The organism is Pseudomonas sp. NPDC090752, assembly GCF_055584805.1.
In genome coordinates, this window is sequence record NZ_JBVJLI010000004.1 from 286,633 (window position 1) to 312,731 (window position 26,099).

At 60.2% G+C, this 26,099-nt stretch carries 18 protein-coding genes; 2 read left to right on the forward strand and 16 right to left on the reverse strand.

Annotated elements, in window-relative coordinates:
• Positions 1–17: 17 nt before the first annotated feature.
• Positions 18–2,228 (forward strand): DUF7024 domain-containing protein, encoded by a 2,211-nt coding sequence (locus ACZ6YA_RS08570; RefSeq protein WP_465896675.1) that lies wholly within the window; start codon positions 18–20, stop codon positions 2,226–2,228.
• A 61-nt stretch (positions 2,229–2,289) separates the two neighbouring features.
• Here ACZ6YA_RS08570 and ACZ6YA_RS08575 read toward each other — a convergent pair whose 3' ends face one another.
• The 16 genes from ACZ6YA_RS08575 to mtnA all read right to left on the reverse strand — a co-directional run bounded on the left by ACZ6YA_RS08575 (position 2,290) and on the right by mtnA (position 25,290).
• Complete coding sequence (locus ACZ6YA_RS08575; protein WP_465896676.1) at positions 2,290–4,854, reverse strand: glycosyltransferase family 4 protein; 2,565 nt, start codon at positions 4,852–4,854, stop codon at positions 2,290–2,292.
• Positions 4,855–6,267: a class I SAM-dependent methyltransferase gene (locus tag ACZ6YA_RS08580; protein WP_465896677.1), complete on the reverse strand. Its 1,413-nt coding sequence runs from the start codon at positions 6,265–6,267 to the stop codon at positions 4,855–4,857. It abuts the gene before it with no gap.
• On the reverse strand, positions 6,267–7,481 hold the full coding sequence (locus ACZ6YA_RS08585; protein ID WP_465896678.1) for an ABC transporter ATP-binding protein: 1,215 nt from the start codon (positions 7,479–7,481) through the stop codon (positions 6,267–6,269). The genes ACZ6YA_RS08580 and ACZ6YA_RS08585 overlap by 1 nt, the downstream gene beginning before the upstream one ends.
• Positions 7,478–8,272, reverse strand: a complete 795-nt coding sequence (locus ACZ6YA_RS08590; RefSeq protein WP_465896679.1) for an ABC transporter permease — start codon at positions 8,270–8,272, stop codon at positions 7,478–7,480. Before ACZ6YA_RS08590 ends, ACZ6YA_RS08585 begins: the two co-directional genes overlap by 4 nt.
• A gap of 2 nt (positions 8,273–8,274) precedes the next feature.
• Entirely contained in the window at positions 8,275–9,636 is a 1,362-nt protein-coding gene (locus tag ACZ6YA_RS08595) for a phosphohexomutase domain-containing protein (RefSeq protein WP_465896680.1), read from the reverse strand.
• A 128-nt stretch (positions 9,637–9,764) separates the two neighbouring features.
• On the reverse strand, positions 9,765–11,207 hold the full coding sequence (locus tag ACZ6YA_RS08600) for a mannose-1-phosphate guanylyltransferase/mannose-6-phosphate isomerase (protein ID WP_465896681.1): 1,443 nt from the start codon (positions 11,205–11,207) through the stop codon (positions 9,765–9,767).
• Between the two features lie 313 nt (positions 11,208–11,520).
• On the reverse strand, positions 11,521–12,969 hold the full coding sequence (locus tag ACZ6YA_RS08605) for an MBL fold metallo-hydrolase RNA specificity domain-containing protein (RefSeq protein ID WP_465896682.1): 1,449 nt from the start codon (positions 12,967–12,969) through the stop codon (positions 11,521–11,523).
• A 103-nt stretch (positions 12,970–13,072) separates the two neighbouring features.
• Entirely contained in the window at positions 13,073–13,336 is a 264-nt protein-coding gene (locus ACZ6YA_RS08610) for a LapA family protein (RefSeq protein WP_465896683.1), read from the reverse strand.
• A 19-nt stretch (positions 13,337–13,355) separates the two neighbouring features.
• Positions 13,356–13,670 (reverse strand): integration host factor subunit beta, encoded by a 315-nt coding sequence (ihfB, locus tag ACZ6YA_RS08615; RefSeq protein ID WP_465896684.1) that lies wholly within the window; start codon positions 13,668–13,670, stop codon positions 13,356–13,358.
• A gap of 280 nt (positions 13,671–13,950) precedes the next feature.
• A complete protein-coding gene (rpsA, locus tag ACZ6YA_RS08620) occupies positions 13,951–15,627 on the reverse strand; it encodes a 30S ribosomal protein S1 (protein ID WP_403133230.1) in 1,677 nt (558 codons plus the stop codon).
• A 124-nt stretch (positions 15,628–15,751) separates the two neighbouring features.
• Positions 15,752–16,438, reverse strand: a complete 687-nt coding sequence (gene cmk, locus ACZ6YA_RS08625) for a (d)CMP kinase (protein ID WP_465896685.1) — start codon at positions 16,436–16,438, stop codon at positions 15,752–15,754.
• The gene (locus ACZ6YA_RS08630; RefSeq protein ID WP_465896686.1) at positions 16,435–18,675 is read right to left on the reverse strand and encodes a bifunctional prephenate dehydrogenase/3-phosphoshikimate 1-carboxyvinyltransferase; all 2,241 of its coding nucleotides are present in this window, start codon (positions 18,673–18,675) and stop codon (positions 16,435–16,437) included. Before ACZ6YA_RS08630 ends, cmk begins: the two co-directional genes overlap by 4 nt.
• A 164-nt stretch (positions 18,676–18,839) precedes the next feature.
• Positions 18,840–19,934 (reverse strand): prephenate dehydratase, encoded by a 1,095-nt coding sequence (gene pheA, locus ACZ6YA_RS08635; RefSeq protein WP_465896687.1) that lies wholly within the window; start codon positions 19,932–19,934, stop codon positions 18,840–18,842.
• Entirely contained in the window at positions 19,934–21,019 is a 1,086-nt protein-coding gene (gene serC, locus ACZ6YA_RS08640) for a 3-phosphoserine/phosphohydroxythreonine transaminase (protein ID WP_465896688.1), read from the reverse strand. Before serC ends, pheA begins: the two co-directional genes overlap by 1 nt.
• A gap of 71 nt (positions 21,020–21,090) precedes the next feature.
• Positions 21,091–23,853 carry a DNA gyrase subunit A gene (gene gyrA, locus ACZ6YA_RS08645; RefSeq protein ID WP_465896689.1) on the reverse strand — a complete coding sequence of 921 codons (2,763 nt, stop codon included), beginning with the start codon at positions 23,851–23,853 and terminating at the stop codon, positions 21,091–21,093.
• A 360-nt stretch (positions 23,854–24,213) separates the two neighbouring features.
• Positions 24,214–25,290, reverse strand: a complete 1,077-nt coding sequence (gene mtnA / locus ACZ6YA_RS08650; protein WP_465896690.1) for an S-methyl-5-thioribose-1-phosphate isomerase — start codon at positions 25,288–25,290, stop codon at positions 24,214–24,216.
• Positions 25,291–25,399: 109 nt separating this feature from the next.
• Between mtnA and ubiG the strand changes: the two genes are divergently transcribed.
• On the forward strand, positions 25,400–26,098 hold the full coding sequence (gene ubiG, locus ACZ6YA_RS08655) for a bifunctional 2-polyprenyl-6-hydroxyphenol methylase/3-demethylubiquinol 3-O-methyltransferase UbiG (RefSeq protein WP_465896691.1): 699 nt from the start codon (positions 25,400–25,402) through the stop codon (positions 26,096–26,098).
• The last annotated feature ends 1 nt before the right edge of the window (position 26,099 follow it).

Here is a 26,099-nt window from a genome sequence, read left to right on the forward strand (position 1 = left end):
TCCAGGAAGACTGGCGCTTGATCCTGATCGGGTCAATCGTGTCGTTTTTTCTCGCGAGCCTTATAACCACCGGCGTGCCAGCCGGCTTCGTTCCCGATCTTTCAGTACCTTTCAGCTATGCTGGCGACTCCATCTTCCATGCGTGGATGGCCAACAGGGTTCATGAAGGATGGGTATTTGAAAGCGCGCGAAGCGGCTTCCCGTTCGGCTCGAATTTCCTGGATTATCCAGGTGCCGATGCCGGCAACCATTTAGTCATCAAACTATTTTCGGCCTTGACTGGAGGATGGGTTGGCGGGCTCAACCTGTACTTCCTCTTCGGTTTCCCTACCTGCTTCATTGCGACCTACATCACCGGCCGCGCATTTGGCTTGAATCGAAGTTTTGCGATGACTGTGGGCTTTCTATACAGCTTCACGCCTTTCCACTTCCTGCGACTAATTTATCAACACCTGTTTTACACTTGGTATTTTGTAGCGCCTGTATTTTTCTATTTAGCACTCAGCGTTTATCGCAGCACCCATCAGCCATCGAGTGGCAGCCCTCTTTCGCGCATCGTCAAATGTGTACCGTCGGCGCTAGGTTTACTCATTCTCGGGTCGTTTGGCGTCTACTACGCCGTCTTCGGAATCCTTGTCATCGGCTTGGCCGGTCTCATGAGCTGGGTAAAGTCACGGCACCTCCAAGGGTTGATCAAGGCAGTTTTTCTAAGTGTCGGCATAATTGCCGGTGTGGCTCTCAACGTCGCACCGAATGTGCTTAACACCTACACCCAAGGCCCTAACGAGGAAGTGGCCCGTCGCTCTCCGGTCGAGTCGGAAATATTCGGCTTCAAGATGATGCAGCTGCTCCTTCCGCGACTGGAACACAGGTCCCAAGCGCTGGCCAACATGACTCAGGCATACAATAACAGTACGCCGCTAGTCAACGAGAATGCCACTGCGGCGCTGGGCATGATTGGCGCTGGCGGACTGATCCTGGTGTTTCTATTCTTGGCCTTCAGGCCCTCCGGAGCGGCAGGTGATGATCGCCTGAGACTGCTAGCGGGCATCACCTTCATCTTGTTCTTGTTCGGCACAATCGGGGGGCTGGGAGCGCTTTTCGCGGGGCTCGTTTCTCCTTCAATCCGGGGCTGGAACAGGATCAGCGTATTCATTGCATTCGGCACAGTACTCTTTGCTTTTATCGCCCTGCAGATCCTGATCAAGGAAAAGGCGCCGCGCCTCACTCGCCACGCAGCAGCAATTGCGACTGCTGTGCTCATCCTCGGCCTGCTGGACCAAACCACATCTGCCTGTAAAAGCTGTTATATACAGCGCAAAGCCGAATTCGAAAATGACAAGAATTTTGTAGAGTCGGTAGAGCACGCGCTACCCGCAGGTGGCGCGGTGTACCAACTGCCGTATTTCAGCTTCCCAGAAGCACCGCCCATGAACCGTATGATGAACTATCAGTTAATGGCCGGGGTGATCCACTCGAAGCGCTTGCACTGGAGTTTCGGTGGGATGAGAGGACGGGATGGTGACGCGTTCTATCGCGCGCTTGCCAAAGAATCAGCAGGCAAGCAATTGGACGTCATCCGCCGGCTTGGCTTCGACGGCATCTCTATCGACCGTCGAGGTTACGCCGACAATGGCGATGCTTTGATCAGTGAGTTCACCGCGCTTCTACAACGCCCGCCTGAGTTGGTCAGCGGCAGTGGTGAACAGGTTTTGTTCAAAGTCACCGATAGCGAACATCCGCCACTGGAGCAGCTCAAAGCATCGCAGATAATGAAACTATCGGGATACTATGCCGACCGTATTGGTACTCGCTATCCGGCAACATTGGCAAGCGGCATCGACTTCACCAAAGAAGGCTGGCCGGAGTTTATCTCCACTGTAAAAGGTATTTCCCATTTGGAAGCTTGGGGGCGATGGTCAGATAAATCGGAAATTACCTTTGGCTTCAATGCTCCTCTGCCCGACACATTCACACTTTCACTCAACGCACAGGCTTTTGCCATGAACGCCGGGCAGCCTGTACGCATCAAGGTGGGCGCTGAAGAATACTCTACAACGCTTCAGAATGCCGCATCCGAGGTCCGCGTCGCAGTTGACCTCAAGGGTGTTAAAGCCGACAGCATCACCTTCATTCCTCCCAAAGCGATTTCTCCGCAACAACTCAACGGGAGTGTGGACAATCGCCTACTCGGCATCGGCTTCGTATCCCTGCGGATAGAGCAATAAGCCGTTAAAAAAAGGCCTCCATGCCCTGAGCATGGAGGCCTTTGTTATTGAAGGAACGCCTTCAACTCGCAGACCCAGAAAGTTGGGTAGGCGGTAACTCCTGCAACTCTATTATGCTTCTTAGCAACTGGGTAGCACTTTGCTTCCACGTCATCCACGGCATCTGCGTCGAGGTGGGGTGCTTATCGGCAGCATGCAGTTCAAGCCAGGACTTCATTCCGTCCGCCATGTCCTTGGCATCCAGGCCCTTGAAGTAAAGGGCATGTTCACCCGCCACTTCCCTGAACACCGGTAGATCACGCGCCAGGATAGCCAAGCCTTTTTGCGCAGCCTCAATCAACGGCAAGCCAAAGCCTTCACCATACGACGCCGCCAACAAGCAATCGCATTCCTGGTAAAGATGCTCCAGATACTCATCACTCGCGCCGTCAAGCCAAAGCAAGCGCTTGCCCCGCTCCGGATGATTGGCAAGGCGCTCTGCCAGGTTGTCGACCAGCCAGCCATGCTTACCAACGATCACAAGATTCGCCTGCACCCCCGACGCCCAAAGCAACTCGAATGCCTCGAGTGCCTGCGCATGGCCTTTACGCGGCTCCAACGTACCAACCATCAGGAACGTCGGGTTCGGCTGCAGGGCCTCAATACGCATAGACGGATCTTCAGGAATACCAGTCGAAGGCAACGACTGATCGATGTCCGCCCCCAGATGGAACATACCAATACGGAATGGCCGTTCACGGGCCGGGGCGTTTTCGTCCATCCACTCACGCAGCTCATCGGCAACCGCCTGGGAGATGCAAACCGCTCCGTCATAACGGGCGATCGCATTGATCCAGTTGACGTAGTGCGGGTGCAAATGGTCCGAGAAGAAGTGGGGCATCTGCAGGATCAGCAAGTCGTAGACCACGAAGAACATGTTCACGCCGTGCGCGCGCATTCTGTCGAGATAAGGCTGCTTTTGCGGTAGCACGTCCAGCAGCAGGTCGAGGCAAATGTAGGAATCCCCGGCCTGGTAACTAATCGCCTCGTCTAGGTCGTCAGCCGCTGGCTCTTTACCCAGGAACTGTGCGGTAAATCTGACGGCATTGCGGTAAAAAGGCTCTTCTACCTTGGCGTACACAGGCGTGACAATGTACCCGTCTGGTGGGTTGGTCAGCCATTCCAGCAGAATGCTGCGTACTACGCGCTGGATACCACTTTTGCCGTCGTGCCTGCACAACTGCGAGATATCCACCAGGAGCTTGGGCTTGCCTGCCGGCCCTTGCACTGAGTAATCGATGGCTTTGGCCAGGCGGCTGATGTCGACGCCGCCGTTAGCCAGGTGGCCGGAAGCGCTCAAGGCTTCAGCCAGTGCTTGAATACGATGCTCGGTGGGCTGGTCTTCAACAACCTCTGCCGCGACGTCCTCGCGGTGCTGCAATCGTTGCTCGAACGCTGCAATTGCCGCCTTGGCAGTGAGGTCCCAGGAGAACAATTTGGCGCGCTCCAGGCCATGACGGGTCATGGTGGCGCGGAACTCGTCGTCGACCAACGCCTGGTGCATCTTCTGGGCAATGGATTCGATGTCGAGCGGGTCGAAAGTTGCCTCTTCCCAACCAATCACTTCAGGCACGCTGGAAGTATTGGCGCCGATCACTGGTGCACCGCACTTCATCGCCTCCAGCGGCGGCAGTCCGAAGCCTTCATGCCAGGACGGGAAGACGTAAAGCCGACAGGTGTTGTACAGCGCCACCAGTTCATCGTCGGTGATGAAGCCTGTGAACACCAGGTCGCTTGCGCCCAGGCCCTGAGCCAATGCTTCTGCGCGGTAGCGGTCGATGATGTGCTGGGACATCTTGCCAGCGAAGACCAGCTGAATATCGCTCAACTGGTGCTTGACCTTGGCAAACGCGACGATCAGGCGGCTGAGGTTCTTGCGTTCATCGGCACCGCCGGAGTACAGCACGAAGGCATCACGCAGCTCGAATTTGCGCTTCAGTGCACGGCGGGCCTCTTCCGTCAGTTCGACAGGTCGGAAAATCTCGTCCGCAGCCCCTGATACGTTGAAGACCTTGTCCTGATCCAGCGGCAAAAGTGAAAGCGCTTCCTGTCGTGCGCATTCGGAAATGGCCAACAGCACTCCATGGTCCCGGAACGAGCCGACGACGCCCATGTAGTACTGCTTGTATCCAGCGTGGTCCAGATACTGCTTGGGGTTGGTCAGCGGTATCAGGTCGTAGAGTGTGGCACTGTAAATGGCGCGCCTGTTCGACGGCGGGTTGCCAATGACCGCATCATCGATGAAGCCTTCGACCGCACTGGTGACGTGCACCACGTCGGGCTGAAGCTCGTCGATGCAGGCCTGGCGGACCCATTTGGCCACTTCATTTCGGCCGTTGTTGGCAGGGTCGATGCCGGCAACCGGGCCTTCGGCGTACCAGACACGGATGTGGCTCTGTGGCAACAGGTCGACGAAGGCCCCACGGATGGCTTCGATCCCTTCGCTGAGCATGCCATTGAGCACGAGATAGACCTCGTGCTCGCCGCGATTACGCACGATGCCTTGGGCCAGGGATACGCTGTAGCGGCCAATCCCCCTGAAGCGGCTTTCGGTTTGCGCGCCTTGCATGTCAATTACAATACGCATTCAGTGCTGGCCCTTCTTCAATGCTGCTAGGAGTGCGCCCTCGATGGCGCGGCCTCGTGGGGTCAATGGCGCGTGATCGATCACGCCGTGCTGCAGGTCACTGGCGGTGTCTACCGGGTCGGGCGCAAGCAGGTTGCGAACTTTCCCCGCCAGCCAGGGGCTGCGGTGCATGATCGACAGTGCCAGGCGGCGAATGGCTGGGCGCCGCCCAATCCACAGACGGGCATGCGGAGCGGCGCGGCGCAGGGCCTGGCGTAGCGCGGCTTTGCCATGGCCAGCCTGCCAGTTCAGCAGCCGACCGACCAGGCGCAGGGGGGCGGAAATGCGCCACGAAGTGCTCCTGTGTATGAGCTGCAGTTGCTGTTCGGCGGCCTGCGCGCGCAAGTAATGATGATGGCAGTTTTCCAGCGCCTGATTGCGCTCTTGCGTGGCTGTTTCGGCACTGGCCAGGGCTTTTGCCGCTGTGATCTGCGCCTGGCTCAGACGTTCCTGCAAGGCACCGACTTCACGTTGCAAAGCCGAAATGGCAGCTTCATGCCGCTCCTGTGCCGCGATCAACAGCGCGGCAGGCAGGGCATGCATCTCGCTCGCCGGGTTGGGCTGGGCTGAGACCTGGGAACTCTGAACGCTGGCGATCTTGTTTTCCAGCTTGACCAACCGGACTTCCAGCGCTTGGTCGAAACGCTCGGCCAACTGATCGAGTGAGACACCGTAGTTCCCTTCGAACACTTCCTTGAACGCATCCATAACCGAGGGTTCCCCTTGCTTTTGTGCGATCACAGCATAATCAGGACTGGCGCCACAAAGTACCTCTCGCACACCAATTTTGCGATTTTCATCATGAAGTTCTTGTGACTCCTGCAGGCGCACCACCTTGGAGCGCGCGAACCCTGCATGCTCGGTAAGAAACGACAGCAATTGATTGGGCAATGGCCGCTCGTGGGTCGGGTCGAGATAGAAGTTGTTCGTTCCCACCATGACGTTTTCAGCGTTTGGCGTTTCGAGAATCAACAAGCCTGCCGGACGCAAAACCCTGTGCGCCTCTGCAACCAGTTCCTCAAGTACTGAAAAAGGGACATGTTCAACTATGTGAAAGCCGCTGACAGCGACCAGGCTAGCATCGGCCAGCTTGCGCAAGGCACTGAGGGCGTCGTCCTTGAAGGCGGGCAACTGCAGAACCTGGCAAGCCTCGAGCATGCCATCATCGAGGTCCACGCCAGCGGGCGCATACCCTTCACGCACCAAAAGTTCCAACCATTCACCCCGACCACAACCTATGTCGAGTACTGGATAGTCTGGATAGATCGTTTTCAGCGGCTCAAGAAACGGCAGATAAGCTTCCAACCGTTGGGTAATCAGTTCCCTCGAACCGCGGTAGCGATCTTCGAAAGCCCTGTAGAAACCAGCACTCATTACTTGCACTCCACGGTCGGCGGGATCCACGCCAGGCCAACGAAGGTTTTTTCTGACATGTTCACCACGTTGAACAGCAACGCGAGGTCACGCCACTCGTAGTTATCGGCAATATGGGTATCGCTGGCATGCAGCGCAATCGCCACCGAATATGAACCCACACCCATGTTGGCGGGGAAGCGGAAACTGTAGGTCAGCAGTTCGCCTTCACGCAGGTCGGCACGCTGGCACTTCAAGTGATGGGTATTGGTACCGAATACATCCTGGCCAAGGCGGTCCTTGATCACATACCCCACCACCAGTTCCGGCAAAGGCGCATTGATCTTCACCTGAATGCTCAGGCAAACCTCCTCACCGACCGAGATGTATTCGACCGGCGCGCCCTCGAGGTTATACAGCGCCACGCTGTCGATGCTCGCTTTGCCGCTGCCCGACCGCGTCTGTACAAGGCCATCACCGAGGGTTTGCACCTCCACGGTGGCATTTTCCTTCTGGGCGATGATGGCGTTGTAATAATCCATCACCTCCTCAGGCGGGCCATCCTTGATCACCGTGCCACCGTCCAGGAGGATCGCGCGGTTGCACAAAGCCTGTATAGCGCCTCGGTCATGGGAGACGATCAGCAGCGTGGTGCCGGCTTTCTGAAACTCCTTGATACGACCGAAGCTCTTGTGCTGGAAGTAGCTGTCACCCACCGAAAGCGCTTCGTCGATGATCAGGATTTCCGGGCGGAAAGCAGTTGCTACCGAGAACGCTACACGCATCTGCATGCCGCTCGAGTAGGTGCGCACCGCCTGATCAAAATACTCGCCAATTTCGGCGAAGGCTTCGATATCGTCGATCACACCATCGATCTGCTCGGTATGGAACCCCATCAGCCCAGCTGCGTGATACACGTTCTGACGGCCGGTGAGTTCACCATTGAAACCCATGCCCAGTTCGAGGATGGCGGCGATACGGCCATTCACGTGGACTTTGCCATCGGTGGGCTGCAGGGTGCCGGTGATCATTTTCAGCAGGGTCGATTTACCGGCACCGTTCTGCCCGACAAGGCCAATGGCTTCGCCCGCCTCGATATTGAAGCTGATGTGCTTGAGCACCCAGTGCTCGCTGCTGGCTTTGACCGGCAGGTAGAACCAGCGGGCGATGCGTTGCCATTCCGAGCGGTAACTGCGGTAGGCCTTGCCGACATTGTTGACGGACAAAAGAGTCATAGGGAGTCCACCATTTCTGCGGAGGCACGGCGGAACAGGAACAACCCGAGCACCATGAGGGCCAGGGAGATGACCAGGATCACACCCACGTCGGCCAGCTCAGGAGCGACTTTGTACACCAGCACATTATGGTAGGCGGTGACGATCGGGTACATCGGGTTGGCGTCCAAGGTGCCCTTGAGGTAGTCGGGTACGATGTTCACCGAGTAGACGATGGGCGTGAACCAGAACCACACCTGCATGATGATTGGGACCACCTGGCCAATATCGCGCAGGAAGACGTTCAACACACCGAGCACCAGGCCGATGCCGACGGCGAGTGCCACCACCGCCAGGGTCAGGGGCAGCAACCAGAGCATCTGTATGTTGGGCGCATGGCCCAGTACGGCGAAGATGATCATCACAGCGGCGAACAACAGCAGATTGTTGAGCAGGCAAGAGCCCACCACGATCAGTGGCAGGGCGATGCGCGGGAAGCGCATCTTCTTCATCAAGTTGCCCTGGTCGATGAACACCGTCAGGCAACGCCCGATGATTTCGGCGAACAAGTTCCAGGCCAAGATGCCGGCAATCAGGTACAGCGCATAGGCATACTTGTTGTCGATCCCAGGCAGCCGCGCCCCGAGGACATTGGACAGGATCAGTGCATAAATGGCCACCTGTGCCAGCGGATGGATGATCATCCACAACCCGCCCAGCTTACTGCGTGCGAAGCGCGAAATGAACTCGTTCTTGATGGACGTGAGGATGAAGCCTCTGTAGTCCCAGATGCCCCGGAGCATACCGAACATAGTTATCCTTGAATAAGACGGGCGATTTCAGCAACACGCTGCGCGACTAGCGCTTCATCGGCGCGGCTCTCGACGTTCAGGCGCAGCAGTGGTTCGGTGTTCGACCCCCGCAGGCTGAAACGCCAGTCGGCGAATTCGACGCTGATACCATCCGTGCGGTCCACGCTCGGGTCCTGCGGCAAGTAGAAAGCGAGGATCCTATCGATGGTGCCCTTCACGTCGGCAACTTCATAGTTGATTTCGCCACTGCACGGGAACGCAGCAATCCGCTCATCCACCAACTGGGCAAGGCTCTTCCCGCTAACACTCATCAACTCGGCCACCAACAACCAAGGAATATTCCCGCTATCGCAGTAAGCGAAATCACGGAAGTAATGGTGTGCGCTCATCTCTCCGCCATACACAGCATCTTCTGCACGCATGCGCTCCTTGATGAACGCGTGACCGGTCTTGCTCTGGATGGCCACGCCACCTGCGGTTTGCACTTGTTCGATGGTGTTCCAGGTCAGGCGCGGGTCGTGGATGATCTTGCTGCCCGGGTGCTTGGCCAGCAGCATTTCGGCCAACAGGCCGACCACGTAGTAACCCTCGATGAAGCGGCCCTGGTTGTCGAAGAAGAAACAGCGGTCGAAGTCACCGTCGAAGGCGATGCCCATGTCGGCACCGGTGTCGAGCACGGCCTGACGGGTCAGGTCGCGGTTCTCCGGCAGCAACGGGTTGGGAATGCCGTTGGGGAAGTTGCCATCCGGCTCGCCATTGATGATGGTGATGTCCAGGGGCAGGCGCGCCTTGAGCAGCTCCAGTACCGGGCCAACCGCGCCGTTGCCTGGGTCGGCCAGCACCTTGAGGGGCTTGAGGGCGGACAAGTCGACGTAGGTCAGCAGGTGATCGATGTAGGCCGTCTTGTCGAAGGCTTCGCGCACGCTGCCCGGTGTGGCCGCTACGGTGCCGAGGTCACCCGCTTCGACGCGTTGACGAATGTCGTTCAGGCCAGTGTCGCCGCTGATCGGTCGCGACTGCTCGCGCACCAGCTTCATGCCGTTGTAACCCTTGGGGTTATGGCTGGCGGTGACCATGATACCGCCGTCGGCCTGGTAATGGCTGGTGGCGAAGTAGACTTCTTCGGTGCCGCACAGGCCGATGTCGATCACGTCGGCACCGCCCTCGGTGAGGCCTTGCATGAGGGCGCGGGACAGGCCTGGGCTTTCCAGGCGCATGTCGCGGCCGACCACATAGGTACGCCCGCCCAGTTGGGCCACCAGGGCGCGACCGATGCGGTAGGCGACATCGTCGTTGAGGTCGGCGGGCACTTGGCCGCGGATGTCATAGGCTTTGAAGCAACGGGTCTGGATAGGTGCGTGCATACATCTCACTTGATACGGCGTCGCGTGGGCAACGGCCGATTTGCAGACGAGTTTTGGCTTTGGACTGCCAGCGGAGACTGGCCCGGCACTTTGGAAAGTGCGTGCGGGCCAGCGGGTAGGCCAGGATCTCAGGCGTTGCAGCGGCCGTATTTGTCCTCGAAACGCACGATGTCGTCTTCGCCGAGGTAGTCGCCGCTCTGCACTTCGATCAGGACCAGGTCTATGACACCTGGATTTTCCAAACGATGCTTGTGGCCGGCACGAATGAAGGTGGATTCATTGGTGTTGAGCATCAACTCCTGGTCATCGTTGACCACCACGGCCATGCCGCTGACCACGATCCAGTGCTCGCTACGGTGATGATGCATCTGCAGCGACAGCGATGCCTTGGGCTTGACCACGATACGCTTGATCTTGAACCGTTCGCCCTCTTCCAGCGTGGTGTAGGTGCCCCACGGACGATGAACCGTTTGATGCAACAGATGGGCGGAGTGGCCATCGCTTTTCAGGCGCTTGACGATGTGCTTCACGTCCTGCGCGTGGTCTTTGTGGGCGATCAGCAGCGCGTCGGGGGTATCGACTACCAACAGGTCCTGAACACCGACCAGCGCGGCGAGGCGGTCTTCGCTGCTGACGTAGTTGTTGGTGGCGCCGTAGGCCATCACCTCGCCTTCGAAGCGGTTACCGTTCTCGTCCGGCGGAGTCAGTTCACTGACGGCATTCCAGGAGCCGATATCGCTCCAGCCAATGTCGCACGGGATGGTCGCGACCTTCTGCGAACGCTCCATGAGGGCGTAGTCGATGGAGATGTCTGGCACATTGGCGAAGCTGTCGGCATCCAGCGCCAGGCAGCTGTAACCCTTGGAGGTCGAGCGGCGGGAGGCTTCGAGGGTTTTCGCGACAGCTTCCAGGACGTCTGGAGCATGCTCCTTGAATTCTTCAATGACCGCACCGACCTGGAAGCAGAACATGCCGGCGTTCCAGAAGTAGTTGCCAGCCTTGACGTAGGTTTCAGCGGTTTTCAGGTCAGGCTTTTCGACAAAACGCTCAACCTTCAGGCCGCCGTCCAGCACACCGCCAGCAGCGGCTTCGATATAGCCGAAGCCGGTTTCAGGGTATTGCGGCTTGATCCCGAAGGTTACCAGCCAGCCCTGGGAGGCAAGATTCACGGCTTTGGTGACGGCTTCGGAGAAGGCGCTTTCGTTCTGGATCAGGTGGTCGGCTGCCAGCACCAGCATGTGGGCCTGTGGGCCGTGGGTCTGGTGCAACTGCAGAGCGGCGGCAGCAACAGCGGCGGCGGTGTTACGGCCGAACGGCTCAAGAATGTAGCCTTGAGCGTGGCTCTGGGTATTGATCGTGCGGTATTCGTCTTCGGTCTTGAACAGCAACTCACGATTGGTAACGGTGAGCACTTCAACCACGCCCTCCAGGCGGGCAGCGCGCAGGAACGTCTTTTGAATGAGGTTCTGCCCGTCCGGCAAGGTCATGAACGGCTTGGGATGAGCCTCACGGGATACTGGCCACAGACGGCTACCAACGCCACCGGAAAGAATTACCGGGATCAATTCCATATTCGAGTCCTTAACGGCCACTTGAGTTATCAACCTCAGGGAACCTACATGTGTCTTATATCTGACCGCCGTCGCGATAGGCCGCAACGGCGGCGCTAAATGTACGCGCCCAGCGTATTATTCCCTGGCCATCCATAGGCTCAAGACGCAAGCATCGGCCTGTAGAATAACAGAGATTTTTCTTTGTAGCTTGCCCGCCAAGAGGGCGGGGAATGGCAGCATTCAGGGCAAATGGACCACCCTGTTAACACTGCGAAACACGCTGTGGCGGGCATCAGACAACAATGCCCGTCAATGTTTCGTGAACACCCGTTTATTCAGCTATATAAACGTTGGGATGGGCGCCGTTATTAGGGAATTGACGCGCCACCGCTTCCGCCAATGCAGTTTTTGCTCGACGCTCACCATGCACCAACGCAATCCTTTCGGGGGCATGCGGTATACCCGCAACAAAGTCCACCAGCCCCGTCTGATCAGCATGCGCCGAGTAACCGCCGAGGGTGATCACCTTCGCTCGCACCTCATGCATTTGCCCATCCAGGTCGATCTGCACAAACCCTTCCGCACCTTCACTGGCCTGGATCACCGCTCCTGGGGTGCCCTTCGCCTGGTAACCGACGAAGATCACTTCATGGCGCGGGTCGCCGAGCATCGCCTTGAGGTAGTTGACGATACGACCTCCTGAGCACATGCCATTTCCGGCAATGACAATCGCCGGCCGACCGGTACTTTTGAGGTAGTTGACCACCTGCTGATGCCTGGCATGGGTATCCACACAAACCAGCTGAGCAAACCCCAGCGGATCTCTGCCCTGCCCCAGGCGCTCCAGAGCTTCACAACGCCAGTATTCATGCAGATCGCGGTAAGCCTGGGTAATGCGCTGAGCCAGCGGCGAGTCGAGGATGATGGGCAGACGCGCCCAATCCACCCCTAATCCGAGATCGCCCTCCCCATTCCCCTTGCTGTCATTCAGCAAGTTTTTGCGATGGAGGACATCTTCGATTTCGTACAGCAATTCCTGGGTACGCCCCAGGCTGAAGGCGGGAATCAAAAGGGTGCCATTGTCGGCTAGCGCACGGTCGATGGCCGCCTCAAGCCGCTGCTGGCGATCGGTGCGATCAGGGTGCAGCCGGTCGCCATAAGTACTTTCCAGAACCAGCCAGTCAGCGCGCTCTGGCGAACGCACAGCCCGCAGCAGCGGATTGCCGGCTGAGCCAAGATCGCCGGAAAAGACAATCCGCTGGCTGGCGTCAACGCCCGGATAACGTACGTCGCATTCGACATACGCCGAACCCAGCAAATGACCGGCCCTTTGCAAACGTACGGAACAGACCACACCTTCCTGCTCGACTACCGGGTGCCATTGCTGGAAAGGGAGCGCCACGATGAGCCGCTGCAGCAACGCGAGGTAGCGATCGACCTGCACGGGATCGGCACTGATCCCCAGCTTGTAGGCATCTTCCAGAACAAGTGGCAGTAATTTGGCCGAGGGCTCGCTGCAAAGGATCGGCCCACGATAGCCGGCAGCCAGCAACGCCGGAATGCGGCCAACGTGATCAAGGTGAACGTGAGTGACGATCAGCGCCTGAATATCCGCTACGTCGAAACCGATCGGCGCATATTCGGCACCCGGCGCAGCGTCGGCGCCCTGCTCGAGCCCGCAGTCGATCAACAAACTGGAGGATGCATCAAGGTGAAGCTGGTGGCAGGAACCTGTGACGCCCCGGGTACCACCATGATGGGAAAGCTTGGGAAATTCCATACCGCTGCACGCTCGCCTGGACCGAAAAATGAAGTGGGTATTACTCCACTTCAGCGGCGGCGCGCACAGGTGAAAACTTCCTATGACAAGGTGGGACTTTTCCTCAATTGCCGTTCAACACTGCCTGACGTGCCGAAGCGCGAATCTTGCGCTTGCTGCGTTGTACGCCATAGGCACCCAATAGCGGGCCAACCGCCAGGCCTACCACCAGCGCAGCCAAGACAGGGACGGCCACCGGGACTTCCGGAGCAGACCAACCAAACAGCACCAGCGAAACAGCCTGTTGATTCTCCAGCACAAAAAACAGCACCACAGCCGCCAACAGCAGCACGAACAACGCCGCCAGGGCGCGCTTGAGGTTACGCATCAGATTGCTCCTTCATCGATCAGGGATGCTCGTGCTCGTGCTCGTGCTCGTGCTCTTCTTCATTGACCCGGTCACGTAGCTCTTTGCCCGGTTTGAAGTGCGGCACGAACTTGCCTTCGAGCTCCACCGACTGCCCGGTCTTGGGATTACGCCCCACCCGCGGCGCACGATAGTGCAAGGAAAAGCTGCCAAAACCACGAATCTCGATGCGATCGCCAGTGGCTAGGCATTGGGACATCTGTTCAAGCATGGTCTTGATGGCCAACTCCACGTCCTTGGACGAGAGCAGCCCTTGATGGGTGACAATACGTTCGATCAGCTCCGACTTCGTCATATTTTTCCCTTCGTTATCAAGCAGCTAGATCATTGCTTAATCAGTTTGTAGCACGCTCGGAAGGATTTGAACAGGGCGGTTCTTGACTTAATAAAAAAATTCAAGAATGAATTGAGAGGAAATATGCCGAGGGATGGCCGAGAGGCGCATGACGTAAGGGGTGCGGTGATTATTGAATCGAGCGCAGCGCAGACGGCGCTTGAAGTCACCATCACTACAAATCTCAAGCAAAAAAAAGGGGTGACCCGAAGGCCACCCCTTTTTACCGATCAAACAGAACTCAGTTCTGCTTGGCCATAGCTTCGCGCAGCAGCGCGGCCATGGTGGTGTCGGCAGCAGCTTCCGGAGCGTTTTTCAGGCTCTGGATGGCTTCACGCTCTTCAGCGTCGTCTTTCGACTTGATCGACAGGCTGATGACGCGCGATTTGCGGTCAACGCTGATGATCTTGGCTTCGATCTCTTCGCCTTCCTTCAGGACGTTACGCGCGTCTTCAACGCGGTCACGGCTGATTTCGGAAGCTTTCAGAGTGGCTTCGATGTCGTCGGCCAGGGTGACGATGGCGCCTTTGGCGTCAACTTCTTTCACGATGCCACGGACGATAGCGCCCTTGTCGTTGACAGCAACGAAGTTGGAGAACGGATCGTCTTCCAGCTGCTTGATGCCCAGGGAGATGCGCTCGCGCTCTGGGTCAACCGACAGGATGACGGTTTCCAGCTCGTCGCCCTTCTTGAAGCGACGCACGGCTTCTTCGCCGGTTTCGTTCCAGGAGATGTCGGACAGGTGAACCAGACCGTCGATGCCGCCGTCCAGGCCGATGAAGATACCGAAGTCGGTGATCGACTTGATGGTACCGGTGATCTTGTCACCCTTGTTGAACTGGCCGGAGAAGTCTTCCCATGGGTTGGACTTGCACTGCTTGATGCCCAGGGAGATACGACGACGCTCTTCGTCGATGTCCAGAACCATGACTTCCACTTCGTCGCCAACCTGAACGACTTTCGACGGGTGGATGTTCTTGTTGGTCCAGTCCATTTCGGAAACGTGCACCAGACCTTCAACGCCTTCTTCCAGCTCAGCGAAGCAGCCGTAGTCGGTCAGGTTGGTAACGCGCGCTTGTACGCGAGTACCTTCTGGGTAGCGGGCAGTGATAGCTACCCACGGATCTTCGCCCATCTGCTTCAGACCCAGCGAAACGCGGTTGCGCTCACGGTCGAACTTCAGAACGCGTACGTCGACTTCGTCGCCAACGTTAACGATTTCCGATGGGTGCTTGATGCGCTTCCAAGCCATGTCGGTGATGTGCAGCAGGCCGTCGATGCCGCCCAGGTCCACGAATGCGCCGTAGTCGGTGAGGTTCTTGACGATACCTTTGACTTGCTGACCTTCCTGCAGGGTTTCCAGCAGGGCTTCGCGCTCGGCGGAGTTCTCGGCTTCCAGCACGCTGCGACGCGAAACAACAACGTTGTTGCGCTTCTGGTCCAGCTTGATGACCTTGAATTCCAGCTCTTTGCCTTCGAGGTGGGTGGTGTCGCGCACTGGGCGGACATCAACCAGCGAACCTGGCAGGAACGCACGGATACCGTTAACGTCGACAGTGAAGCCGCCTTTAACCTTACCGTTGATAACGCCCTTGACCACTTCTTCGGCGGCGAAAGCTGCTTCCAGAACAATCCAGCACTCGGCGCGCTTGGCTTTTTCACGGGACAGCTTGGTTTCGCCAAAGCCGTCTTCGACCGCGTCCAGCGCAACGTGAACTTCGTCACCGACCTTGATGGTCAGCTCGCCAGCTTCGTTGTAGAACTGCTCGAGCGGGATGACGCCCTCGGACTTCAGGCCAGCGTGTACGGTAACCCAGTCGCCGTCGATGTCGACAACGATACCGGAGATGATCGCACCCGGCTGAAGATTGAGGGTTTTCAGGCTTTCTTCAAAGAGTTCTGCAAAGCTTTCGCTCATTTTAATTCCTGTAGATTCGGGCGAAACAGACGCCCATCGCCACATTCCAGACAATGTGGGTTTGTTTTAAGTAAAGGAAAGCCGGCAGGACGTTGACTGGTGCCCCTGCCTGCTTTCCTGGCTATCAGAGGAGATCGCGCTGGGCGAGCTCGCTCCTGATACGTTGCAACACCTGCTCGATGGACAACTCGGTAGAGTCCAGCTGAATGGCATCGGCCGCCGGTTTGAGCGGGGCCACTGCGCGCTGGGTGTCGCGCTCATCGCGCGCACGAATCTCATCTAGCAGACTCGACAGACTAACATCTTCGCCCTTGCCCTTCAACTGCAGGTAGCGGCGACGGGCACGCTCCTCGGCACTGGCGGTGAGGAAGACCTTCAACGGCGCGTCCGGGAACACCACGGTGCCCATGTCGCGGCCATCGGCGATCAACCCGGGCGCTTCGCGGAAGGCGCGCTGGCGCTGCAGCAGCGCTTCGCGCACCGCCGGCAGCGACGCGACCATGGACGCGCCAGCACCGACCGTCTCGGTGCGGATGACATTACTGACATCCTCACCTTCGAGAATGATCTGTTGCAGCTTACCCGGCTCGGCGGCGATGAACTGCACATCCAGATGGGCGGCCAGGGCCTTGAGCAACTCTTCGTTGGTCAGGTCGACGCCATGGTTGCTGGCGTTGAACGCCAGCAAGCGGTACAGCGCGCCGGAGTCCAGCAGCTTCCAGCCCAGCTCGCGAGCCAGCAGGCCGGCGACCGTGCCCTTGCCCGAGCCACTCGGGCCATCGATGGTGATGACCGGCGACTGCGCACTCACGACTTGCCCTCTTCTGCGACGCGAATACCCACTTCGGCGCACAGCTTGAGGAAGTTCGGGAACGAGGTCGCGACGTTGGCGCAGTCATGGATTCGGATCGGTGCACTGGCACGCAGCGAGGCAACGCTGAAGGCCATGGCGATACGGTGATCACCGTGGCCATGCACTTCGCCGCCGCCGATCTGGCCGCCGTCGATGATGATGCCGTCCGGGGTCGGCTCGCACTTCACGCCCAGGGTGATCAGGCCATCGGCCATGACCTGGATGCGGTCGGATTCCTTCACCCGCAGCTCTTCGGCGCCACGCAGTACGGTGCGCCCTTCGGCGCAGGCAGCGGCAACGAACAGCACCGGGAATTCGTCGATGGCCAGTGGCACCAGGTGCTCTGGGATGTCGATACCCTTGAGCTTGGCGCCACGCACACGCAGGTCGGCCACCGGCTCACCGCCGACTTCGCGTTGGTTTTCCAGGGTGATATCGCCGCCCATCAGGCGCAGGATGTCAATGACACCGGTACGGGTCGGGTTGATGCCGACGTGCTCGAGCACCAGCTCGGAGCCTTCGGCGATCGACGCAGCCACCAGGAAGAATGCTGCAGACGAAATGTCCGCCGGTACTTCGATGCGGGTCGCGGTGAGCTGGCCACCGGACTGCAGCGAGGCAACCGGGCCATTCGACTCGACTGCGTAGCCGAAACCGCGCAGCATGCGCTCGGTGTGGTCACGGGTGGGCGCAGGCTCGGTGACGGTGGTCTTGCCTTCGGCATACAGGCCAGCCAACAGCAGGCAGGACTTAACCTGGGCACTGGCCATCGGCAGGGTGTAGGTCAGCGCTTTGAGCTTGCTGCCGCCGCGAATGGTCAGCGGCGGACGGCCGTCCGGGCCGGTCTCGACCACGGCGCCCATTTCCCGCAGCGGATTGGCGACGCGGTTCATCGGGCGCTTGGACAGCGACGCATCACCGGTCATCGTCACATCGAACGACTGGCCGGCCAGCAGACCGGAAAGCAAGCGCATCGAGGTACCGGAGTTACCCACGTAGATCGGGCCAGGCGGCGGCTTCAGGCCGTGCAGGCCGACACCGTGGATGGTCACGCGGCCGTGGTTCGGGCCTTCGATGACCACACCCATGTCGCGGAAAGCCTGCAAGGTCGCCAGGGCATCCTCACCTTCGAGGAAGCCTTCGACTTCGGTCGTGCCTTCGGCCAGCGAGCCGAGCATGATCGAACGGTGGGAAATCGACTTGTCACCTGGAACGCGGATCCGTCCGGACACGCGGCCACCAGGTTGGGCCAGGAAAATCAGATCGTTGGCGTTCATAGCGTCCACATAGGCCCGGCGGGCCAGGATTTTACTGAAATGCTCGCGGGCAACCCGAGCGCGGGTGAATACACCCAGCAACTGGTGCCCATCCCCTGCATCGACCGCGTCGCGCAAGGCGTCGAGGTCGCTGCGAAATGTGTCCAAGGTGCGCAGGACAGCCTCGCGGTTGGCGAGAAAGATGTCGTGCCACATGGTCGGGTCACTGCCGGCGATTCTGGTGAAATCGCGGAAACCACCCGCAGCGTACCGGAAGATCTCGAGGTTTTCATTGCGCTTGGCCAACGAATCGACCAAGCCAAAGGCCAGCAGGTGCGGCAGGTGGCTGGTGGCTGCCAGCACTTCGTCGTGGCGCTCCACCGGCATGTGCTCGACATCGGCATCCAGCGCGCGCCATAGGCGGTCGACCAGCGCCAGGGCGGCGGGATCGGTTTCGGGCAGCGGCGTGAGGATGACCTTGTGACGGCGGAACAGGGTAGCGTTGGACGCCTCTACCCCGCTCTGCTCGGACCCGGCGATCGGGTGCCCTGGCACGAAGTGGCGCAGGCGCTCGCCGAAGACCGCGCGCGCGGCACGCACCACGTTGCCTTTGGCGCTACCGACGTCGGTAATCACGGCATTGCCCAGGTCGAGCCCGGCAAGCAGCGAGAGGAGTTTTTCCATGGCCAGGATCGGCACGGCAAGCTGGATGACGTCGGCACCGACACAGGCGGCAGCGAGGTCTTCCTCGCAGCGGTCGACCACGCCGAGGGCCACGGCCTGCTTACGCGAAGGTGCGTCCAGGTCGACGCCGACCACTTCGCGGCACAAGCCGCTTTCACGCAGGCCTTTGGCGAAGGAGCCGCCGATCAGGCCGAGGCCTACGACGACGAGGCGCCCGATGATTGGCGCGGGTTTGGTTGTTACGGCATTTACCACTGGAGCGAACCCTGTTCAGAAATCGAGACAGTCTGTGAGGGCCAATGGGGCCGCTTTGCGGCCCTTCGCGGGGCAAGCCCGCTCCCACATTGACCGTGAAGGCCATTTCTTGTGGGAGCGGGCTTGCCCGCGAAGGGCTGTGCAGCAGCCCCATGGGCCTTGAATCAAAGCACCGCCTTCGGATACGAACCCAACACCTTGAGCCCGACAGCCTCCTGGCTGATCTGCTCGAGCACCGCCTTGATCAGCGGGTCGCGGTGGTGGCCGACGAAATCGATGAAGAACACATAGGTCCACTTACCGCTACGCGACGGACGGGTTTCAATGCGAGTCAGGTCGATACCGTTCTCGTGGAACGGCACCAGCAGCTCATGCAAGGCACCCGGCTTGTTGCTCATCGATACGATGATCGAGGTCTTGTCGTCGCCGGTCGGCGGCACTTCCTGGCTGCCAATCATCAGGAAACGCGTGGAGTTGTCCGGACGGTCTTCGATCTTCTCGGCCAGGCGGGTCAACCCATACAGGTTGGCTGCCATGTCGCCAGCGATCGCCGCCGAATTCCACTCGCCCTTGACCCGCTTGGCCGCCTCGGCGTTGCTCGACACCGCCACGCGCTCGACATTCGGGTAGTGCGCATCCAGCCACTTGCGGCACTGGGCCAGCGATTGGGCATGGGAGTAAATGCGGGTGATGCTGTCGGTCTTGGTGTTCTCCCCAACCAGCAGGTGGTGGTGAATGCGCAGCTCGACCTCACCGCAAATCACCATGTCGTGCTCAAGGAAGCTGTCCAGGGTGTGACTGACCGCACCCTCAGTGGAGTTCTCCACGGGCACCACGCCGAAGTTGACGGCCCCGGCCGCCACTTCGCGGAACACTTCGTCGATGGCCGCCATCGGGCGGCTGATCACGGCATGGCCGAAGTGCTTCATCGCCGCCGCCTGGGTGAAGGTGCCTTCCGGGCCCAGGTAAGCGACTTTCAGTGGCTCTTCCAGGGCCAGGCACGACGACATGATCTCGCGAAACAGCCGCGCCATCTCTTCGTTGCCCAGCGGCCCCTTGTTGCGCTCCATGACGCGCTTGAGCACCGCGGCTTCACGCTCGGGGCGGTAGAACACCGGCTTTTCGCCTTCCGCCAGCGTGGCGGTCTTGACCCTGGCCACTTCCTGGGCGCAGCGGGCGCGATCGCTGATCAGTTCGAGGATCTTCTCGTCGAGGCTGTCGATGCGCACGCGCAGCGCCTTGAGCTCGTGTTCGGACATCAGCCGTGCTCCTTCTCGAATTCGGCCATGTAGGCAACCAGGGCTTCAACGGAATCCAGGCCCAGGGCGTTGTAGATCGAGGCGCGCATGCCGCCCACCGAACGGTGGCCCTTGAGGTTGAGCAGGCCGCGAGCATCGGCGCCGGCGAGGAAGGCCTTGTCGAGGCGCTCGTCTGCCAGGCGGAACGGCACGTTCATCCACGAACGGGCATTGTGGCTGATCGGGTTGGCGTAGAACTCGCTGGCGTCGATGAAACCGTACAGGCGGTCCTTCTTGGCCCGGTTACGCTGCTCCATGGCCTCGACGCCGCCCTGCTCCTTCAGCCACTCGAAGACCAGGCCGGAGAGGTACCAGGAATAGGTCGCCGGGGTGTTGTACATCGAGCCATTGTCGGCCGAGACCTTGTAGTCGAGCATGGTCGGGCAGCTGCTGCGGGCGTGGCCCAGCAGGTCTTCACGGACGATCACCACCACCAGGCCGCTCGGGCCGATGTTCTTCTGCGCACCGGCGTAGATCAAGCCGTACTGCGAGACGTCGATCGGGCGCGAGAGGATGTCGGACGACATGTCGACCACCAGCGGGACATCACCGGTTTCCGGCACCCAGTCGAACTGCAGGCCGCCGATGGTTTCGTTGGACGCGTAGTGGACGTAGGCCGCGTTCTTGCTCAGTTGCCACTCGTTCTGGCCAGGGATGGCCAGGTAGTCGTAAGGCTTGGCACTGGCGGCGACGTTGACGTTGCCGAAGCGGCGCGCTTCTTCGATGGCCTTTTTCGACCAGATGCCAGTCTCGACGTAGTCGGCGGTGCCGTTTTCCGGCAGCAGGTTCAGCGGAATCTCGGCGAATTGCTGGCTGGCGCCGCCCTGCAGGAACAGGACTTTGTAGTTGGAGGGGACGGACAGCAGGTCACGCAGGTCCTGCTCGGCCTTTTCGGCGATGGCCACGTAATCGTCGCTGCGATGGCTCATTTCCATCACCGACAAGCCCTTGCCGCGCCAGTCCAGCATCTCGGCCTGGGCACGCCGCAGGACAGCTTCAGGAAGCGCGGCAGGGCCTGCGCAGAAGTTAAAGGCTCGTTTGCTCACATCCACTCTCGCTCTGCTCTTATCAGTCAAACGGGGCGACCTTGGTCGCCCCGCTCGGGATTTACGCTTGCTTACTCCTGCGGTGCCTCTTCGGCACCCGCAGCTTCATTATCTGGCGCGTCAGTCTCGACGCCCTCCTCGTCCGTCTCGATCACATCATCGAGCTCTTCCTCGGAGGGCTCCTGGATCCGCTCCAGCCCCACCAGCGTTTCGTCTGCCGCCAGCTTGATCAGCGTCACACCCTGGGTGTTACGGCTGAGGCTGGATACCTCGCCCACCCGCGTGCGCACCAGCGTGCCCTGGTCGGAGATCAGCATGATCTCTTCGCCTTCCTGCACCTGGATGGCGCCAATCAGCAGACCGTTGCGCCCCTTGGTACCCATGGCGATCACGCCCTGACCGCCTCGGCCGCGACGTGGGAACTTGGACAACGGGGTGCGCTTGCCGAAACCGCGCTCGGACGCCGTGAGGATCTGCGCGCCGGACTCCGGAATCAGCATCGAGATGATCTGCTGCCCTTTGCCCAGCTTCATGCCACGCACACCACGGGCGGTACGGCCCATTTCGCGCACGACGCTTTCGGCGAAGCGGATCACCTTGCCGGCGTCGGAGAACATCATGACTTCCTTGGCACCATCGGTGATGGCCGCGGCAATCAGGGTGTCACCTTCTTTCAGCTTCAGGGCGATCAGGCCGTTGGAGCGCGGACGGGCGAACTGCACCAGCGGGGTCTTCTTGACAGTACCGGAGGCAGTGGCCATGAAGATGTACGCGCCGGTCGCTTCCGCCACCCACTCAGGGGTGTCGCCGTCTTCTTCGTCGACTTCTTCGACTTCTACCAGCTCACCTTCGATCACGTTCTCGTCGCCGTCCTCCAGCTCTTCGTCCGGATCGGCGCTCTGTTGCAGGGCCTCGAGGTCGATCTGCAGCATGGCGGTGATGCGCTCACCCTCCTCCAGCGGAAGCAGGTTGACCAGCGGGCGACCACGCGCAGCGCGGGAGGCTTCAGGAATCTCGTAGGTCTTCTTCCAGTACACCTTGCCCTTGCTGGAGAACAGCAGCAGGGTGGCGTGGCTGTTGGCGACCAGCAGGTGCTCGATGTAGTCCTCATCCTTCACGCCGGTCGCCGACTTGCCTTTGCCGCCACGGCGCTGGGCCTGGTAAGCGGACAACGGCTGGGTCTTGGCGTAGCCACCGTGGGAGATGGTCACCACGCGCTCTTCTTCCGGGATCATGTCGCCGTAGTTGAGGTCGTGGCTGGCGTTGAGGATCTCGGTGCGGCGGGCATCGCCGTATTCGGCGCGGATCGCCTCGAGCTCTTCGCGGATCACTTCCATCAGGCGCTCGGCGCTGCTGAGGATGCGGATCAGTTCGCCGATCTGCTCGAGAATTTCCTGGTACTCGGCCAGCAGCTTCTCGTGCTCCAGGCCGGTCAGGCGGTGCAGGCGCAGGTCGAGAATCGCCTGGGCCTGTTCCGGCGACAGGAAATATTTGCCATCACGCAGGCCGTACTGTTCAGGGAGGTCTTCAGGGCGGCAGGAATCGGCGCCGGCGCGCTCGACCATGACCTGCACGGCGCTGGATTCCCAGGCAGTGGCGATCAACGCTTCCCGCGCTTCCGACGGCGTCGGCGAAGCCTTGATCAGGGCGATGACCGGGTCGATGTTGGACAGCGCAACGGCCTGGCCTTCAAGGATATGGCCACGCTCGCGCGCCTTGCGCAGCTCGAACACGGTACGGCGCGTCACCACTTCACGGCGGTGGCGGACGAACGCTTCGAGCAGGTCCTTGAGGTTGAGCAGGCGCGGGCGGCCGTCGATCAGTGCCACCACGTTGATGCCGAACACGCTCTGCAGCTGAGTCTGCTGGTAGAGGTTGTTGAGCACCACCTCCGGCACCTCGCCGCGACGCAGCTCGATGACGATACGCATGCCGTCCTTGTCGGACTCGTCGCGCAATTCGGTGATGCCTTCGATCTTCTTCTCTTTGACCAGCTCGGCGATCTTCTCGATCAGGCGCGCCTTGTTCAGCTGGTACGGCAGCTCGGTGACGACGATCTGCTGGCGACCACCGACCTTGTCGATGTCTTCGATCTCGGAACGCGCACGCATATAGATGCGGCCACGGCCGGTGCGGTACGCCTCAATGATGCCCTGACGGCCATTGATGATACCGGCAGTCGGGAAGTCCGGGCCCGGGATGAACTGCATCAGCTCATCGATGGTGACTTCCGGGTTGTCGATCAGCGCCAGGCAACCGTCGATGACTTCACCGAGGTTGTGCGGCGGGATGTTGGTCGCCATGCCCACGGCGATGCCGCTGGAACCGTTGACCAGCAGGTTGGGAATACGGGTCGGCATGACCGCTGGGATCTGCTCGGTGCCGTCGTAGTTGGGCACCCAGTCGACGGTTTCTTTGTGCAGGTCGGCCAGCAGCTCGTGGGCCAGCTTGGACATGCGCACTTCGGTGTATCGCATGGCCGCGGCATTGTCGCCGTCGACCGAACCGAAGTTGCCCTGACCGTCGACCAGCAGGTAGCGCAGCGAGAACGGCTGGGCCATACGCACGATGGTGTCGTAGACCGCAGTGTCGCCGTGCGGGTGGTACTTACCGATCACGTCACCGACCACACGGGCGGATTTCTTGTACGGTTTGTTCCAGTCGTTGCCCAGCTCGCTCATCGCATAGAGTACGCGACGATGCACGGGCTTCAAGCCGTCACGCGCATCGGGCAGCGCTCGCCCGACAATCACGCTCATCGCGTAGTCGAGGTAAGACTGTCTCAGTTCGTCTTCGATATTGACCGGGAGGATTTCTTTGGCCAGTTCGCCCATGAGAAGCCTGATTCCTTTTTCTGGTGAAACTTCGCAGCTCCATCAAGGGCCGAACGAAGCTCGCCGCCGCAGCGCATAGGGGTGCGACGACTTACGACAAATCAATGAGTTGTGCCATGGATCTGCGCAAAATTGGCCGCCGTGATGGGCGGTCTTGGAAACTGCCGGATGTTATCACAAAGGCAGTGCCGGTGGGGAGAGCTGGGAAGTGGCCTCAACACCTAAGATTCTTGATTCTTTACTGCCTGTACTGGCCTCTTCGCGGGCAAGCCCGCTCCCACAGATTCTCCACAATTACCGAGACCTGTGATGCACCTGTGGGAGCGGGCTTGCCCGCGAAGAGGCCGGCACAAACAAGCATCAATGCAACCGCTTGCGACACATCAATTGCGCCAGCTTGGCCGTATCCGGCCGCTCGACGATACCCCGCTCGGTCACGATCACGTCGATCAGGTCGGCCGGGGTCACGTCGAATACCGGGTTGAACACCTCGACATCCGGCGCCACGCGGGTGCCGGCGTAATCGAGCAGTTCGTCGGCGTCGCGCTCTTCCAGCGGAATGTCTTCGCCCGTGGCCAGGTTCAGGTCAATGCTGGTGCTCGGCGCCACCACCATGAAACGCACGCCGTGGTGCATGGCGCTGACCGCAAGCTGATAGGTGCCGATCTTGCTGGCCACGTCGCCGTTGGCGGCGATGCAGTCGGCACCCACCACCACCCAGGTGATGCCCTTGCTCTTCATCAGATGGGCCAGCGCCGAGTCGGCGCACAGGGTCACCGGGATGCCTTCGTTGGTCAGCTCCCAGGCGGTCAGGCGCGCCCCCTGCAGCCAGGGGCGGGTCTCCCCGGCGTAGACGCGCTCGACCATGCCTTCCAGGAAGCCAGCCCGGATGACCCCCAGCGCCGTGCCGAAGCCGCCACTGGCCAGGGCGCCGGCGTTGCCGTAGGTCAGCAGAGTCTGCGCATTGCCCTGGTGGCGGCGGATCAGCTCGATGCCGTGCTGGGCCATGGTCAGGTTGGCCTCGCGGTCGCTTTCGTGAATGGCGATGGCTTCCGCCTCCAGCATCGCCAACACGTCCTCGTCGGGGCGCAAGCGTTGCAGGCGCTCGCGCATGCGGTTGAGGGCCCAGAACAGGTTGGCGGCAGTCGGTCGCGCCTCGGCCAGGCTGAGGAAGTCCTCCTCCAGATCCATTTCCCAATCGCCACCTTCAGCCAGGCGATCTTCAAGGGCCAACACCAGGCCATAGGCCGCCGCGATGCCGATGGCCGCCGCGCCACGCACGGCCATGTCGCGAATCGCCGCCACCACCTGCGCGACATTGTCGCAGGCCAGCCAGCGTTCCTCCGACGGCAGCAGGCGCTGGTCGAGCAGGTGCAGGGCGCCGCGATGCCAGCGGATGCCGGTCACCTTCTCCGCCGCCAAAAGTTGCTCGCGCATTGCCTCTCCCCGTCGTTCGGATATAAAAGCCGGCGATTATAGCGACCATCAGCCTTGGGCGCTCGGGTATACTCCCGCGCAATTCGTACAAGTTTCAGAGGACTGTTCAATGAGCAACGTCGACCACGCCGAAATCGCCAAGTTTGAAGCCTTGGCGCACCGCTGGTGGGACCGCGAGAGCGAGTTCAAGCCGCTGCACGACATCAATCCGCTGCGCGTCAACTGGATCGACGAGCGTGTCAGCCTGGCCGGCAAGAAAGTGCTGGACGTCGGCTGCGGCGGCGGCATCCTCAGCGAGGCGATGGCCCTGCGCGGTGCCACCGTCACCGGCATCGACATGGGCGAGGCGCCACTGGCCGTAGCCCAGTTGCACCAGCTGGAGTCCGGCGTGCAGGTCGAGTACCGGCAGATCACCGCCGAGGCCCTGGCCGAGGAAATGCCCCAGCAGTTCGACGTGGTCACCTGCCTTGAAATGCTCGAACACGTGCCCGACCCGTCCTCGGTCATCCGCGCCTGCTACCGCATGGTCAAGCCGGGCGGCCAGGTGTTCTTTTCGACCATCAACCGCAACCCCAAGGCCTACCTGCTGGCCATCGTCGGCGCCGAATACATCCTCAAGATGCTGCCGCGCGGCACCCACGACTTCAAGAAATTCATCCGCCCTTCCGAACTGGGCGCCTGGAGCCGAACTGCCGGCCTTGAAGTCAAGGACATCATCGGCCTGACCTACAATCCGCTGACCAAGCACTACAAGCTGAGCAGCGATGTGGACGTCAACTACATGATCCAGACCCTGCGCGAGGAATGAG

Excerpts from the sequence above, each read along its gene's own strand:
- ACZ6YA_RS08575 (WP_465896676.1), bottom strand. The coding sequence starts at position 4,854 with ATGCGTATTGTAATTGACATGCAAGGCGCGCAAACCGAAAGCCGCTTC.
- mtnA (WP_465896690.1), bottom strand. The coding sequence starts at position 25,290 with ATGCGCGAGCAACTTTTGGCGGCGGAGAAGGTGACCGGCATCCGCTGG.
- ihfB (WP_465896684.1), bottom strand. The coding sequence starts at position 13,670 with ATGACGAAGTCGGAGCTGATCGAACGTATTGTCACCCATCAAGGGCTG.
- ACZ6YA_RS08600 (WP_465896681.1), bottom strand. The coding sequence starts at position 11,207 with ATGGAATTGATCCCGGTAATTCTTTCCGGTGGCGTTGGTAGCCGTCTG.
- ACZ6YA_RS08595 (WP_465896680.1), bottom strand. The coding sequence starts at position 9,636 with ATGCACGCACCTATCCAGACCCGTTGCTTCAAAGCCTATGACATCCGC.
- ACZ6YA_RS08580 (WP_465896677.1), bottom strand. The coding sequence starts at position 6,267 with ATGAGTGCTGGTTTCTACAGGGCTTTCGAAGATCGCTACCGCGGTTCG.
- ACZ6YA_RS08585 (WP_465896678.1), bottom strand. The coding sequence starts at position 7,481 with ATGACTCTTTTGTCCGTCAACAATGTCGGCAAGGCCTACCGCAGTTAC.
- gyrA (WP_465896689.1), bottom strand. The coding sequence starts at position 23,853 with ATGGGCGAACTGGCCAAAGAAATCCTCCCGGTCAATATCGAAGACGAA.
- pheA (WP_465896687.1), bottom strand. The coding sequence starts at position 19,934 with ATGTCCGAACACGAGCTCAAGGCGCTGCGCGTGCGCATCGACAGCCTC.
- ubiG (WP_465896691.1), top strand. The coding sequence starts at position 25,400 with ATGAGCAACGTCGACCACGCCGAAATCGCCAAGTTTGAAGCCTTGGCG.
- ACZ6YA_RS08605 (WP_465896682.1), bottom strand. The coding sequence starts at position 12,969 with ATGGAATTTCCCAAGCTTTCCCATCATGGTGGTACCCGGGGCGTCACA.
- ACZ6YA_RS08590 (WP_465896679.1), bottom strand. The coding sequence starts at position 8,272 with ATGTTCGGTATGCTCCGGGGCATCTGGGACTACAGAGGCTTCATCCTC.
- rpsA (WP_403133230.1), bottom strand. The coding sequence starts at position 15,627 with ATGAGCGAAAGCTTTGCAGAACTCTTTGAAGAAAGCCTGAAAACCCTC.
- ACZ6YA_RS08610 (WP_465896683.1), bottom strand. The coding sequence starts at position 13,336 with ATGCGTAACCTCAAGCGCGCCCTGGCGGCGTTGTTCGTGCTGCTGTTG.